Source organism: Lysinibacillus sp. GbtcB16 (assembly GCF_019091145.1).
Classification (GTDB): domain Bacteria; phylum Bacillota; class Bacilli; order Bacillales_A; family Planococcaceae; genus Lysinibacillus; species Lysinibacillus fusiformis.
This window is the reverse complement of sequence record NZ_JAGXJV010000003.1, coordinates 50,965-64,068: the sequence shown is the minus strand read 5'-3', so window position 1 is coordinate 64,068 and position 13,104 is coordinate 50,965. Positions and strand designations below refer to the sequence as shown.

The 13,104-nt window shown below is 38.7% G+C and carries 13 protein-coding genes; 7 read left to right on the top strand and 6 right to left on the bottom strand.

All coding sequences use genetic code 11. From position 1 onward, the window contains the following. Positions 1-113: 113 nt before the first annotated feature. Positions 114-341: a preprotein translocase subunit SecG gene (secG, locus tag KVT27_RS15195; RefSeq protein WP_008173196.1), complete on the bottom strand. Its 228-nt coding sequence runs from the start codon at positions 339-341 to the stop codon at positions 114-116. A 208-nt stretch (positions 342-549) separates the two neighbouring features. Between secG and KVT27_RS15190 the strand changes: the two genes are divergently transcribed. The 7 genes from KVT27_RS15190 (at position 550) to dltD (ending at position 8,164) form a co-directional block, all read left to right on the top strand. After that, entirely contained in the window at positions 550-1,809 is a 1,260-nt protein-coding gene (locus KVT27_RS15190) for a transglutaminase domain-containing protein (protein ID WP_217581542.1), read from the top strand. 183 nt (positions 1,810-1,992) lie between these two features. Further along, positions 1,993-3,639, top strand: a complete 1,647-nt coding sequence (locus tag KVT27_RS15185) for an alkaline phosphatase (protein ID WP_217581541.1) — start codon at positions 1,993-1,995, stop codon at positions 3,637-3,639. 280 nt (positions 3,640-3,919) lie between these two features. Continuing rightward, positions 3,920-4,057, top strand: coding sequence for a teichoic acid D-Ala incorporation-associated protein DltX (locus KVT27_RS15180; RefSeq protein ID WP_025116578.1), 138 nt, complete (start codon positions 3,920-3,922; stop codon positions 4,055-4,057). A gap of 17 nt (positions 4,058-4,074) precedes the next feature. Then, on the top strand, positions 4,075-5,550 hold the full coding sequence (gene dltA / locus KVT27_RS15175) for a D-alanine--poly(phosphoribitol) ligase subunit DltA (RefSeq protein WP_217581540.1): 1,476 nt from the start codon (positions 4,075-4,077) through the stop codon (positions 5,548-5,550). After that, entirely contained in the window at positions 5,547-6,710 is a 1,164-nt protein-coding gene (gene dltB / locus KVT27_RS15170; RefSeq protein ID WP_036145642.1) for a D-alanyl-lipoteichoic acid biosynthesis protein DltB, read from the top strand. The genes dltA and dltB overlap by 4 nt, the downstream gene beginning before the upstream one ends. A 48-nt stretch (positions 6,711-6,758) precedes the next feature. Further along, positions 6,759-6,992 (top strand): D-alanine--poly(phosphoribitol) ligase subunit 2, encoded by a 234-nt coding sequence (dltC, locus tag KVT27_RS15165; protein WP_217581539.1) that lies wholly within the window; start codon positions 6,759-6,761, stop codon positions 6,990-6,992. Beyond that, on the top strand, positions 6,989-8,164 hold the full coding sequence (gene dltD, locus KVT27_RS15160; RefSeq protein ID WP_217581538.1) for a D-alanyl-lipoteichoic acid biosynthesis protein DltD: 1,176 nt from the start codon (positions 6,989-6,991) through the stop codon (positions 8,162-8,164). The genes dltC and dltD overlap by 4 nt, the downstream gene beginning before the upstream one ends. A 63-nt stretch (positions 8,165-8,227) precedes the next feature. On the opposite strand, the gene KVT27_RS15155 is transcribed toward dltD, so the two are convergent. The 5 genes from KVT27_RS15155 to tpiA all read right to left on the bottom strand — a co-directional run bounded on the left by KVT27_RS15155 (position 8,228) and on the right by tpiA (position 13,084). Beyond that, a complete protein-coding gene (locus KVT27_RS15155; protein WP_217581537.1) occupies positions 8,228-8,746 on the bottom strand; it encodes a GNAT family N-acetyltransferase in 519 nt (172 codons plus the stop codon). Then, positions 8,733-9,344: a GNAT family N-acetyltransferase gene (locus KVT27_RS15150; protein WP_036120186.1), complete on the bottom strand. Its 612-nt coding sequence runs from the start codon at positions 9,342-9,344 to the stop codon at positions 8,733-8,735. The genes KVT27_RS15155 and KVT27_RS15150 overlap by 14 nt, the downstream gene beginning before the upstream one ends. A gap of 149 nt (positions 9,345-9,493) precedes the next feature. Next, the gene (gene eno, locus KVT27_RS15145) at positions 9,494-10,786 is read right to left on the bottom strand and encodes a phosphopyruvate hydratase (RefSeq protein WP_036145650.1); all 1,293 of its coding nucleotides are present in this window, start codon (positions 10,784-10,786) and stop codon (positions 9,494-9,496) included. A 2-nt stretch (positions 10,787-10,788) separates the two neighbouring features. After that, a complete protein-coding gene (gene gpmI / locus KVT27_RS15140; RefSeq protein ID WP_036145652.1) occupies positions 10,789-12,330 on the bottom strand; it encodes a 2,3-bisphosphoglycerate-independent phosphoglycerate mutase in 1,542 nt (513 codons plus the stop codon). After that, on the bottom strand, positions 12,323-13,084 hold the full coding sequence (gene tpiA / locus KVT27_RS15135) for a triose-phosphate isomerase (RefSeq protein ID WP_217581536.1): 762 nt from the start codon (positions 13,082-13,084) through the stop codon (positions 12,323-12,325). Before tpiA ends, gpmI begins: the two co-directional genes overlap by 8 nt. Positions 13,085-13,104 lie beyond the last annotated feature (20 nt).

Below are 13,104 nucleotides of genomic sequence, written 5' to 3'. Positions count from 1 at the left end.
ACATTTGGCTATAACATTACATTTCAATTTTTACTCCATCGAGAAAATTTTCCATTTGGTTATGATAAAAGAAAACGCCCAACCAATGTGGTTAGGCGATAGATCTTCAACTATTAGATTTTTGTAATAGCGATTGCTAAAATAAAGAATAGTATAGCTAACACAATTGTTGCACGGTGAAGGATTAAATCCATACCACGCGCTTTTTGCTTTCCAAATAGTTGCTCAGCTCCACCCGAGATGGCACCTGATAAGCCTGCACTTTTACTAGATTGAAGTAATACCACCACGATCAACGCTAATGATACGATAACTAATGAAACTAATACTACTGTATGCATTCACTGCACCTCCCGAACTTTGAAACATCACAACAGACTACATTATAACAAAAAAAGGTTGCCATGACAAACTTAGCTTTCTGTTTAGTAGGAATTTTTCCTCTTCACGTACATCTATTTGTCGGATTATACGACTATTTGTGGATAACACCTCCTCTAATTTTAGATTATAATGGAAAAAATGATATTTTATTGGAGGATTTATGTATTGAACAAAAAAATAGCACTGCTTTTATTATGCTGCACCATTCCCTTTTTTACAGCATGCTCAAAGGCAATCGACATCCTACTACAAGATGAAGAGGATGTCACAATGACAACAACTTTAACAGAAGAACCAAATGAAACAAATACTGATATAAAAATACCAGAAAGCAAAGCATTATCCGCCTCATTTTCACCTACCGATTTATTTTCAACCACTTTATTTAAGGATGATCCGGCTTTACTACAATTTGCGAAAAAAGTGGAGAAGCAGGTTGCTCAATTTGAAGAGCATTTTGAGGTTTCTTATACAGGGAAGCTGGATTTTGAGGATTTTGAAGTACAGCTTAATGATTTAAATAACCTGATTACCTTTGTTGACCCTTATACAGCTGGTTATTTTTTATATTATGAATGGAGCGCTTGGGAAACCGATAATGGTTATTCAGTAGAATTGTCCATACAATATTTAACCGATGACAAGAAGGAAAAAAAGGTAGACCAATATGTGGAGGCGTTCGCGAATCAATATATTACCAAAGACATGACAGACTTTGATCGTGCGAAAGTCATTAATGATTATGTTGTACAGCTAGCCACTTATACGGAACAGGGCTCTACTGAAGGTCAATCCGTTTTCGAATTAATTAATGAAGAAACTGCAGTATGTCAGGCTTATGCTTTACTTACTTACCGTCTATTAGTAGCATCTGATCTCGATGCGAAGTACGTCTATGGCTATAGTGAAGATCAGTTACATGCCTGGAATCTAGTCCAGGTTAATGGCAATTGGTATCATCTTGATACAACTTGGAATGACGTTGCACCTACCGAGCCTTTTACAATTTCCTACGAATACTTTTTGGTCAATGATGAAAAACTAAGCCAAGATCATTTATGGGCCAATGAAAACTATTTTGCCGCTACTAGTAATGCTTATGATTTTATGCATGATATGTGGTATGCCAATACAGTAGATAATGTGATTTATTATAACAGCATGAGCGATAGTACCGTTTATTCCTATGACTTAACGACAAATGAAAATAAACAAATTTCTGCAACTGCCTGCTATTATTTAGTGACTGACCAACAATCTATTTATTGTAGTGACTATGATAATGCTGGCTATTTAACAAAAATAAATGTCCAGGACGGTTCCGAGGAGGTATTATTCGAAGACGAGGTACTGAACTTGAACATCCAAGATGGTATCTTGTATTACGAAACGCTTGACGGCACCAAGCATCAACAAAATTTGTAACCCTACATAGAATCTGTGTGCAGATTTCACACAGATTCTATCCCCCTCTGCTTCAGTTGGCCAACCACACCGCTTTCACTTCACATTTACAGTATTACCATATTTTATTAACAAGTTTTTAACGGTAGCTTTACACCCTTCCTTTACACTTACAGTTGATCATTCATCTAAAGGAGGAAAATCATGAAAAACGCAAAAAAATGGGCTTCATTATTTTTAGCAAGTGCAGTGACTTTATCCGCAGTTAGTATTCCACAGCAAGATGTACAAGCAGCTAAAGTAAAAAAACCGACAAATGTCATCATGCTGGTGATGGATGGAAGCAGTAATAATGCTGTAACACTTTCCCGTTGGTATAAAGGTGAAAGCTTAGCAATGGATGAAATTTTATCGGGTGCGATGCGCACTTACTCTGCTGAATCAGCCATTACAGACTCTGCCCCTGCCGCTACTGCATTAGCAACGGGACATAAATCGAATGATAAATATATAGGGGTGCTCCCATCGGAGATTAATTCACCTGGATTAGCGCAAATAGATAAGAAGGATGCCTTTAGACCCGTAGCCAATGTATTAGAAGGTGCTAAACAGCAGGGGAAAGCGACTGGCTTGATTTCTACCTCAGAAATTCAACATGCGACGCCTGCCGGTTTCTCAGCACATGCGAACAATAGGAGTCAATATGGAGATATCGCGGAACAACAGGTTTATCAAAATATTGACGTTGTCTTAGGTGGAGGTTTAGAATCGCTTACACCAGGTACGTCTAAAAATGCCCGCAAGGACGGCGAGGATTTAATTAAGGTATTGAAAGATAATCAATATGATTTAGTGCATACTCGTGATGAGTTATTCAATAGTCCATCTTCAAAAATTTGGGGAAGCTTTGCACCAAGTGCCTTGGCGTATGATTTAGATCGTGCCAAAACTAGGAAATCTGAGCCTACACTTGCTGAAATGACGAATAAAGCAATTAACACGCTTAAAAAGGATAAGGATGGCTTCTTCCTTTTTGTTGAAGGTAGTAAGGTAGACTGGGCTGCACATGCCAATGACACCATCGGTATAATAAGCGATATTTTGTCGTTTGATGATGCCGTAAAAGAAGCCATCGATTTCGCGAAGGAAGATGGGAATACATTAGTCATCGCAGTTACAGACCATGGAAATAGCGGAATTACGATGGGGAACGCCAATACTACTAGTACCTATTCGAGCATTCCTGTTTCAGCTTATATTAATCCATTAAAAAAAGCTTCCATGACCGTTGAAGGGGCTTTAAGCCAACTAAAAGAAGACCGTTCCAATATTGTGGAGGTAGCTGCTCTGTATGGATTAGATCCATTAACGAAGGACGAGCTTTCTACATTAAAATCAGCGAAAGATGTCGGTAGCGAAATGGTAAAAATGCTTGCAAGTCGCGCGAACATTGGTTATACGACGGGTGGTCATACAGGTGAAGATGTCTTTCTTTATTCATTTGGTCCTTCTAAATTAACTGGACTCGTTGAAAACACGGATTTAGCTCATTCAATGGCGCAATTTATGGGCTTCGACCTAAAGTCTTTAACAGATGATTTGTATGTACCAGCGACAAAAGCATTTACAGAGAAGGGCTTTACAACAAAAATAGATCTATCCGATAAAGAAAACCCAACTTTCGTTGCTCAAAAGGCGGATGTGACGGTGAAAATTCCTGTTAATAAAAACACAATGATTTATGAACAAGCTGCAAAAAATACAACAAAAACCCACACATTCAATACCATTAATGTTTACAATGGCTCTGAATTTTATGTTTCTAAAAAAGTTATAGAGGCCGTGAAATAAAAATAAGGGCACGAACATAAGTTGAGATTATTCCCTTATGTTCGTGCCCTTTTTACATAAAAATAGCCATCCAACAATTTGTAACTCTTGTACATTCCCCCAGAACCTTAAATTTACCTTAAATTAATCTTATGATTTAATGAATTCACCTTAATCCAGCAACATTTTTCTCCACATTCCGTCAAATCAGTGTTAAAAACATAAGGTAAGGATTTTTAACTAGTAAATTAGTATTTTTTGAAAGTTTAATCCTATACTTTTTTTCATTGGAGGTGGACAAATGGAATCCATCAAAAATAATGAGTATCTACGCTTTATCGGATTCACGTTATTTTATTTGATCGTTTTGGTGCTGTTGTTTCTTATACATGGCTTTCATGATATGAACGCTGGACCATTTATATATACGGAATTTTAAATAAAGGAGTTTTACTGATGTTAAGTATTTTAGCAGCTATTGAACGTGTGGCCATCCAACAGCCACAAAAAACTGCTTATCAAACCCACAATGCCTCCTTAACATATGGTGAGCTTTGGCATTATTCGGATTGTATAGCCGATTATATCATGGCACATCATTTGCAGAGACAGCAGCCCATTGTCGTTTATGGACATATGTCCCCTTTACAGATTGCTGCCTTTTTGGGTGCAGTAAAGGCGGGACACCCATATGTACCCGTTGACTCGTCAACACCGTCTGAAAGATTACAGTTAATTTTAGAGGCATCGAAAGCTTGTCTAGTATTCACGACAGAACCATTACAGATGCTAACAAACATACCTGTAGTAGCAGTGAGTGAAGTGTTAGACTCATCCTCCCTCCAAGACAGTCCAGCATCAACAAGCTGGGTGCAGCAGGAGGACATTCATTATATCATTTACACTTCTGGCTCAACTGGGCAGCCAAAGGGCGTCCAAATAACTGCCAATAATTTAGCTCATTTCGTTACTTGGATGCAGGAGAATTTTCCCATACTGGAATCAGGCGTATTTTTAAATCAAGCTCCCTATTCTTTTGACTTATCCGTCATGGATCTCTATCCAGCTCTTGTAGGAGGGCATACGCTTTACGCAATTACACAACAAGAAATCGCCAACCCGCGAGCTTTATTTGACTCATTAGCGTTGTCCAACACTCGTGTTTGGACGTCTACCCCTTCCTTTGCCAAGATGTGCTTAATGAACAAGGAATGGGAGCAAAGGCTCATGCCAGCATTAGATACTTTTTTATTCTGCGGTGAGGTTTTACCAATACCTGTCATTAAAGAGCTCATGCAACGTTTTCCACAGGCCACTATTTATAATTTATACGGACCTACGGAAACAACTGTCGCTGTATCCTATGTAAAGGTAACTGAAGCATTAATAGAACAATTTGAGCAATTACCGATTGCTCCTATTTCTGAGCCAAACGTTTCTTTATTAGATGATGGAGAAATTGTTATTTCGGGGCCAACTGTCAGTGCAGGTTATTTAGGAGCACCCGAGTTAACAGCTAAAGCCTTTCCAACTGTAACTGGTCATCGCATCTATCAAACTGGAGATATGGGCTATGAGCAAGATGGGTATTTGTTCTTTTTAGGTCGCAAGGATTTCCAAGTAAAATTACATGGTTATCGCTTAGAGATCGAGGAGATTGAGAAACAAATTAGTAACCTGCCACCTGTTTCAAGCTGTGTAGTTGTTCCTGTCCATAAAGATAATGAAATTGTTTCTCTCACTGCTCATATCGTTTTGCGTGAGCCTTTAGCGGACTCTGCTTTTAAAATGACAAAGCAGTTGAAGACCCTATTATCGGAGTATTTACCAGCCTATATGATACCTAGAACATTTAAATATATGGATGCTTTACCGCTAAATTTAAATGGTAAAGTCGATCGTAAAGGATTGGCGGTTATGGAAACAGTATGACGCCTTATGGAAATATAGCATTCTTTCTCATCATTGGACTATTATTGCTACCTACCATTTTATTAGGTTTACGTGGCAAGTCTGCGAAGCATTATAATTTATTGGTTTCGTTGATTGTTTTAGCCCTTATCTTTGGACACTCTTTGAACGGATCAATTTCGTTAATATTGTTTACGGTCTTTCAAATAGTGCTTATTACGGCTTATCAACGCTATCGACTGCAGCAAAATAATGGAGCTGTTTTTGTCATGGCTGTGCTCCTGTCGATTTTACCGCTTGTGCTAGTGAAGATTTTGCCTATCCTTGGTCTGCATCATTTATTCGGCTTCCTTGGTGTATCCTACATTACGTTTAAAGCTGTGCAAATGATTTTAGAAACACGCGACGGCTTAATGAAGGAAAAAGTCTCTATCGTCGAACTGGCCTATTTTTTACTGTTCTTTCCTACAGTATCATCGGGGCCTATCGATCGTTGGCGCCGTTTTACGAAGGATTTTCATTCGGTTCCCTCTTCGGAAGACTATCAAAAGCTGTTACTAAGTGGCATTAACTATATCTTTGTGGGCTTTTTATATAAATTTATATTGGCTTATTTAATCTACAACTACACACTTATTTATTTGCCAAATCATACGTATAACTATTTGACACCTTTCCAAGGACAATTAGCGTATATGTATATGTATAGCTTCTACTTATTTTTTGATTTTGCAGGCTATAGTGCATTCGCAGTAGGTGTAAGCCGAATAATGGGCATTCAAACACCTATTAACTTTAACCGCCCATTTGCCAGTCGCAATATTAAAGACTTTTGGAATCGTTGGCATATGAGTCTTTCCTTCTGGTTCAGAGATTATGTGTATATGCGCTTTGTTCTTTGGATGACGAAGAAAAAATGGCTGAAAAATAAATTCGCCATTTCATATATTGGGTTCTTTTTACTATTCTTTTTAATGGGCATTTGGCATGGCCTCGAATGGCATTTTGTCGTTTACGGTCTCTATCATGCCTTATTAATCATTAGCTTCGATAAATTCGAACGCTGGAATAAAAAGCATAAGCTTTGGCCAAAAAATAAATGGACGCATGCCATTGGCATATTTATCACGTTCAATGCCGTATGTTTTGGCTTCTATATCTTTTCAGGGAAATTATTTTAACTAAAGGCTTTCTACAAATAAAGCCTGTTCAATAAAGGAGAATTATTAATGGATAAACAACAAGTTTTAGAAATGCTAGTGGAGTTATGTGAAGATGAAATTATTGTAGAAAACCCAGATATCGATCTATTCGAGGAAGGTCTTCTCGATTCTTTTGGTACCATTAATTTATTGGTAGAAATTGAGAACCTTTTTAATATTTCTGTACCTATTACTGATTTTAATCGTGAAGAATGGAACACGCCGAATCGTATTGCAGGGAAATTAGCTGAAAGACAATGATAAAAAAAGGCTTTCTATCAGTATTTATTGCCTTAGCCCTGTTCTCCGGCTTTGTCTTCTTTCCAAATTCTTGGATCAAAGCATGGATATCAGAAGATGATGTGGAGCAGGCCAAAACAAATATGTCTCCACTCGTCTTTCAAGGCACGTATTTACAGGAACGAATGTTACAGGAACCTACTTCCATGCCTTTATATGGTTCCTCTGAATTAAATCGATTTGACCCGTTTCACCCTTATAATTATGCAAGAGCAACAGATGCCCCGTATACGACATTTATGATTGGTCGTGGTGGGATGCAGTCCATTACGCATTTCTTAAATTTTGCTGCACAAGAGAAAAATTTAGAGGGCAAAAAATTAGTTTTTATTATTTCACCTCAATGGTTTACGGAAAAAGGCATGGGTGAATTCCATTTTTCACCGAATTATTCTATGTTACATGCCTATGACTTAGCGTTTAATCGTGACATGGATGCTAATCTCCGTAAACAGGCTATGGAGCGCCTGTTAGAATTTGATACCGTTGAGCGAGATCGTCTCTTAAAAACGATGTATCAATATCAAATGTCTAATGGCAAAAAACATCCTGTTACAGGACGTATGGCAATGGTAGCGGGCCGCTTTCACAAGGAATTACTAGAAAAAAAGGATCTCTACTATTCGCTATTCCCTCGCAAGGGGCATTCATTAAAAAATAATGATAAGCTCGTTGCGGACCAAAGCTTTGAACAGCAAATACAGCATGCTGAAGCCTATGGGGAGAAACGTGTCTCCAATGAATATATGATTGAAAATAGAGCTTACAAACGACTGGTTAACGCTAATTTTTCAAAGTTTAAGAATATGCGAAAGCATGAAGATTATACGAAATCTCCTGAGTACAAGGATTTTCAGTTAGTTATGGATGTGTTAAAGGATGCTGGTGCTAAGCCATTATTCGTCTCTATTCCCGTTAACGGCTATTGGTATGATTATAATGGCTATCCTAAAGAACGACGTCAACAATATTATGAGAAGATGGCACAACTATTAAAGGATGCCAATGTCGACTATGTTGATTTTACAGACCATGAGTACGACCCTTATTTTATAATGGATACGATTCATATTGGCTGGAAGGGCTGGGTTTATTTAGACCAGAGTATGGATAAATACTGGGCACAGCAGTAATGTAATAGCAAATGGAGAGTCAGTCTGTAGTGAGCTAACACTTCAGACTGACCTTTTTTATGTTCATGAACTTTCATCATCTAATGAGAACAGTCTAAGTTCCTCAGAATCATTGGAAAATTGGATGACCTTTTCAAACTGCAAGCCTATTCTTTCGAGTAACTTAGCTGACGCGTGATTATTTTGGGTAGTAATAGCCACAATTCGATTAAATCCTAGTGTATCTAGACCATAGGCTAAAACGGCTGATGCTGCTTCATAGGCGTATCCCTTTCCCCAATAATCAGGGAGAAACGCGAAACCAATATCTACATCCTCTAAATTATCTCTTTTGACGAAACCGCATATTCCTATCGGGGTTTGATCTTCCGTTTTTTCCACTACATATAGGCAAAATCCGAATTGCTCATACATCCGTATTGCACCATTTTCTATATAACGAGCCGCCTCCTCTACGGTCTTCACACCGCGGTCACCGATAAATTGTATCCACGAGGGATCATTCACTAGCTCAAGAATAAATGGCGCATCATCCGTTGTTTGTAAGCGCAATATTAGTCGTTCTGTTTCAAGAATGTTCATTGTCACGCTGCTCTCCTTTCGTCTGAAGCTTACAGTCAAATTTACTGCTCTCCCATTCAGACGCTAAAATAGAATATTGATATTCATCCACCCATTGTCCCTTGGACATATAGTTTTGTAAAAAATGACCTTCGCGTCTCATCCCTACACGTTCAAGTACGGCAATAGAATTGTTATTTCTCACATCCGTAAAGGCAATGACTTTATGTTTCTTGAATGAATGGAAAAGATAATTTATTAACGCGCAAACCGCTTCCTTTGCATATCCCTTCCCTTGATGTTCCGGAGAAAGAGTAAATCCAATTTCTACAATGCGTGGTTCACTTAAAGGCGTGTGAAGTGCGCAATCTCCAATAAGCTCATTCGTTTCCTTCAAAGCAATGGCGAATTGGTACCATGTCCCTGGCTGATGAGGAACATGGTTTATTTGGTGATGAACGAACGTTTTTGCTTCGTGATATTGATAATTCTGCCACGATTGATATTTAGCAATTTCAGGATCAGCCCGATATGTATAAAAACTTTCAATATCATCTGTCTGAAATTTTCTTAATAGAAGACGATCTGTTCCAGCAAATACTTCCATATTTTTCTCCATAATATTTTCCCTTTCGTAACTTTTTTTCCTTATATATTATTATAATCATTTTAAACAATGGATGCTTTGTTCATTTTTCATGACATCATCCATAAAAAAATCGCCCCAAAAGTATGTTTAACTTTTGGGACGATATACGTATTAGTCGCTTATTTTAAATTATAGAATGATTTTAAACCAAGGTACTCAGCTGTTGAACCAAGTTGATCTTCGATGCGAAGAAGTTGGTTGTATTTAGCTACGCGGTCTGTACGTGATGGCGCACCGGTTTTAATTTGGCCTGCATTTGTTGCTACGGCGATATCAGCAATTGTTGCATCCTCTGATTCACCAGAGCGGTGAGAGATAACTGCTGTGTAGCCTGCACGTTTCGCCATTTCAATCGCTTCAAATGTTTCTGTTAATGTACCGATTTGGTTCACTTTGATAAGGATTGAATTTCCTACTCCTTGCTCAATACCTGCAGATAATTTTTTTGTATTTGTTACAAATAAATCATCACCTACTAATTGAACACGACTACCAATACGTTCAGTTAATAGCTTGTGTCCAGCCCAGTCATTTTCATCTAAGCCGTCTTCAATTGAAATGATTGGGTATTTGTTTGTTAATTCTTCGTACCAATCAACCATTTCTTCTGAAGTTTTAACAACACCTTCACCATCTAAGTGGTATTTACCATCTTCTTTATTGAAAAGCTCTGATGAAGCTACATCCATTGCAAGCTTCACTTCTTCACCTGATTTGTAGCCTGCTTTTTCAATCGCTTCTAAAATGACAGTAATTGCTTCTTCGTTAGAGCCAAGGTTTGGTGCGAAACCACCCTCGTCACCTACTGCTGTATTATAGCCTTTAGCTTTTAATACGGCCTTTAAGTGGTGGAAAATTTCAGCACCCATACGTAGTGCATGACGGAAAGATTCTGCACCAACAGGCATAACCATAAACTCTTGAATGTCTACATTGTTATCTGCGTGTGCTCCACCATTTAAAATGTTCATCATTGGTACTGGTAATTGTTTAGAATTAAACCCACCAAGATATTGATAAAGAGGTACATCTAAATAATCTGCCGCAGCATGTGCAACTGCCATGGATACACCTAGAATTGCGTTAGCACCTAGCTTGCCTTTATTTTCTGTGCCATCAAGCTCTATTAAAGCTTTGTCAATGACAACTTGGTCAAGAACAGAATAGTTACCTTCTAATTCTTGCGCAATAATTGTGTTAACATTTTCAACTGCTTTTAATACACCTTTGCCTAGGTAACGAGAGTTGTCACCATCGCGTAATTCTACAGCTTCGTATTCACCTGTTGATGCACCTGATGGTACGATTGAGCGTCCGAAAGCGCCTGATTCTGTAAATACTTCAACCTCTACTGTTGGGTTCCCACGTGAATCTAAAACTTCGCGAGCATAAACTTGTGTAATAAATGGCATAATTAATTCTCCTCTTTTTCAATTAATGATTGACCTGTCATTTCAGTAGGCTGTGACACCTGTAATAATTCTAACATGGTTGGAGCCAAATCGGCTAAAATACCACCATTTCGTAAAACAACATTTGGTTTTGTCACAATTACTGGAACAGGATTTGTTGTATGAGCTGTCATAGGCTCCCCTGCTAGTGTTACCACTTCATCTGAGTTCCCATGGTCAGCTGTAATAATAGCTGCACCACCTTTTGCAAGAAGCGCATCTACTACTTTCCCTAAGCATTCATCCACTACTTCAATGGCTTTAATTGTTGGTTCAAGCATTCCACTATGACCTACCATATCAGGGTTGGCAAAGTTAAGTAGAATACCATCGAATTTTTCAGCCTCAATTTCTGCAAGTAAGGCTTCTGTAACCTCATAAGCAGACATTTCAGGTTTTAAATCGTATGTGGCAACCTTTGGAGATGCGATTAATAAACGTTCTTCACCTAAGAATTTTTCCTCACGTCCACCGCTCATAAAGAAAGTAACATGTGGATATTTTTCGGTTTCAGCAATGCGTAGCTGTGTTTTACCATTCATCGCTAACACTTCACCGATTGTATTTTTCAGGTTGTCATTTTCATAAGCAACCTGTGCATTAACTTCATCACTATAATGAGTAAAGGACACAAATTTTAAATTTTTTGGATGCTTGGCAGATACTGCAAAACCATCAAAGCCTTCATTTGTGAATACTTTTGACAACTGTATAGCACGGTCCGGACGGAAGTTAAAGAAAATGACTGCATCGTTATCACCAATTGTTGCCACTGGCTCTCCATGCTCTTGAATGCTAAATGGAATGACAAATTCATCTGTCACTTCACGCTCATAGGATGCTGCTACACCACCTTTTGCACTTTCCGCTGTTTGACCAACGCCATCTACCAGTACATTATAAGTAAGCGCAACACGATCCCATCGTTTATCGCGGTCCATTGCATAGTAACGACCGTGGATAGATGCAAATTGACCTACTCCCATTTCAGTCATTTGTTTTTCGGCTTCTTCAATATAGTCTAAAGCTGTTGTAGGTCCAACATCTCGACCATCTAAGAAGCCATGAACGAAAACGTCCGTTACATCTTGCTGCTTTGCAAGCTTTAATAGAGCAAACATATGCTCATAATGACTATGAACACCACCATCTGATAACAACCCCATAATATGCAGTTTAGAATTATGGGCTTTCACATGTGCCACCGCATCTAAAAATGCTTGATTTGTAAAGAAGTCTCCTTCACGTATCGATTTATTTAAGCGTGTTAAGCTTTGATAAACAATACGACCAGCACCAATGTTTAAGTGACCCACCTCGGAATTACCCATTTGGCCTTCTGGTAGCCCTACGGCTTCTCCAGATGCTGTTAATGTAGCGTGTGGGAATTGGCTCCAATATCGATCAAAATTTGGCTTTTTAGCCTGTGCTACTGCATTTCCGAATGTTTCATCACGAAATGCAAAGCCATCTAAAATAATTAAAGCTACTGGCTTTTTAGGCATTTGCTGCCGCCTCCAATAATGTTAAATAAGATTCTGGTTGTAAGCTTGCTCCACCTACTAATGCTCCATCAATATGCTCTTTTGATAAAAGCTCATGAACGTTGTCAGGCTTAACGCTGCCACCGTATTGGATGCGAACTGCATTGGCCGTTTCAGCATCAAATAATTCTTCAACGACCGAACGAATCGCTCCGCAAACTTGATTGGCATCATCGGCTGTAGCCGTTTTACCTGTACCGATTGCCCAAATTGGTTCATAGGCAATGACCATATGCTCTACTTGCTGCGCTTCAAATCCAGCAAGTGCCGCTTTAATTTGGCCCGCAACCTTTTGCTCTGTCGTTCCCGCTTCTCGTTCCTCTAGCGTTTCACCACAGCAAATAATCGGTACAATATTATGTGCAAGTGCTGCTGCTACTTTTTTATTAATAGCCTCATCTGTTTCATTGTAGTACTCGCGACGTTCTGAGTGTCCTAATATAACATAGTCCACGTCCACACTTGCTAGCTGTGCAGGACTAATTTCACCAGTAAAGGCACCTTCATTTTCATAGTGCATCGTTTGGGCACCAATAGCTAGCTCTGATTCACTAGCAACTTGCACAAGAGTAGGTAGGTAAAGTGCTGGTGCGCAAATTACAGCGTCTACTTTCTCATTAGAAGGAAGTTTATCCTGTAGGGCATCTACAAATTGTATAGCTTCTTCAAATGTCTTAAACATCTTCCAGTTACCTGCAATAATTGGTTTACGCATCGTCTTGCCTCCGATTTTTT